Source organism: Aliivibrio sifiae, assembly GCF_002954715.1.
In the GTDB taxonomy this organism is placed as follows: Bacteria; Pseudomonadota; Gammaproteobacteria; order Enterobacterales; family Vibrionaceae; genus Aliivibrio; species Aliivibrio sifiae.
Map to the genome: position 1 here is coordinate 987,286 of NZ_MSCP01000002.1, position 1,508 is coordinate 988,793.

At 39.0% G+C, this 1,508-nt stretch carries 1 protein-coding gene; it reads right to left on the bottom strand.

The window, feature by feature from the left end; translation table 11 throughout:
* Positions 1-669: 669 nt before the first annotated feature.
* On the bottom strand, positions 670-1,482 hold the full coding sequence (locus tag BTO23_RS15725; protein WP_170066760.1) for a DUF2971 domain-containing protein: 813 nt from the start codon (positions 1,480-1,482) through the stop codon (positions 670-672).
* Between the last annotated feature and the right edge of the window lie 26 nt (positions 1,483-1,508).

Sequence of the window (1,508 nt, forward strand, 5' to 3'; positions counted from 1 at the left end):
AACCAACCTGAATTAACCACCTTAATCACAAAACTAAAGGCAAACCCAGAACGCCGAATGTAATAAATCGTGTTGATGCGATTGTTGTGCGTGCTTACTTTCGGCTTGGCCAACTTGGTAAAGAACTGCCCTGCCAAGATTTCCTAAGCCCTGATTCTAATTTACTGATGGCAATTAAGCGAACAAAATGTTCTTAAATTGCATGATTAAGTAAATGGAAAACAGATACATTTCTTACGCCATTTGAACGGCTTGGTTTCAGCAGATTTGGAACTGATAAACCAAATATCCTAACAACAATTGGGATTGAAAATGCTGCGAGGAAAACACTGATGCAAACTAAAATGAGGCATAACCAAAGAACAATTGAAGCGTGAATTAGCTTCTGAAACGCCTGAACTTAGGGAAATAAGGGCTAATTTGCCGAACATGATAATAACGAAAACCAAAAGGCAACAAAGAAGAAAGGAACGCTTACTAAGCCAAAACTACGAAAGCCGCGATCCTTTTGATGAACCGTGCAAAAAATTTCGGACTCAGTACGCACAACGCCTGCATAACACGTTTACTACCAAACAATTATACTTAATATTGACGCCTTAAAACGAGAAACACCCGGCAAACTGAGATTGCCGAGTGTAGTAAATCGTGTTGATGCATTTGTTATACCTATTTAATTTGAATGTTACTTTCAGTTATTTTGAAGTTCTTTGAGTACTTTTCTAAGAGTGCGGTCAACAGTATTCGCTGAGGTGCGCTGTGCATGGGACCAAGCATTACCTCAATTCTATCAATAGCGCTCTGCTTTACTGGAACGTCAATGTAATCCTCTGCGAACTTAAAATATTCACAAAACTCATTGGCACCCATAATCGGATATGCTGGACCGAACAATGGATTAAGCAATAACCTATACCGCCATTCTTTTTCATAAGCCCAGTCGTCATTTTTGTAAAGACCTACATTCGTTAAGTTTATCATGCAACCTTCAACTGCCCCTTGAGGTTCCACGCGAGCAGTTTTAGTAACAACTTCAATATTTACTGGGCGCTCAGAATCTAAATACTCAACTTCATCCGGACCAAACACCGAGTCTATGTCGATTATTTTTCGAGCAGTTGAATACGTTTTAATTGGTTTTATAAGCTTGGCGCTATTTACCGCCTTATTGTAGTCCCGCGGCAGGTTGCTGTAGCTAACACTTTCAATTTGCGAGTTTGTAAATAAGTCACTAGGGAGTTTCAACCTGACTCCATTCAAGCCAGAGTACATTTTCCATAATGGAATTGTATCTCGTTCATGAGCGGTCCATGAGGAACAATAAGCTAAATTTTCTGAAGCATTCAGATCAGCAGTTTTCCCCTCCAAAGGGTCATTTAGATTATTTAACTTGGTAAAACGAAAGGTTTTATACTCAAGAATACAAGCCAATGCTTCAAAGGATGTGTAGTGATATAAATATTCTGGGAACTTTTGACTCAAATCTATCTCCTGATATTGTACTTAGG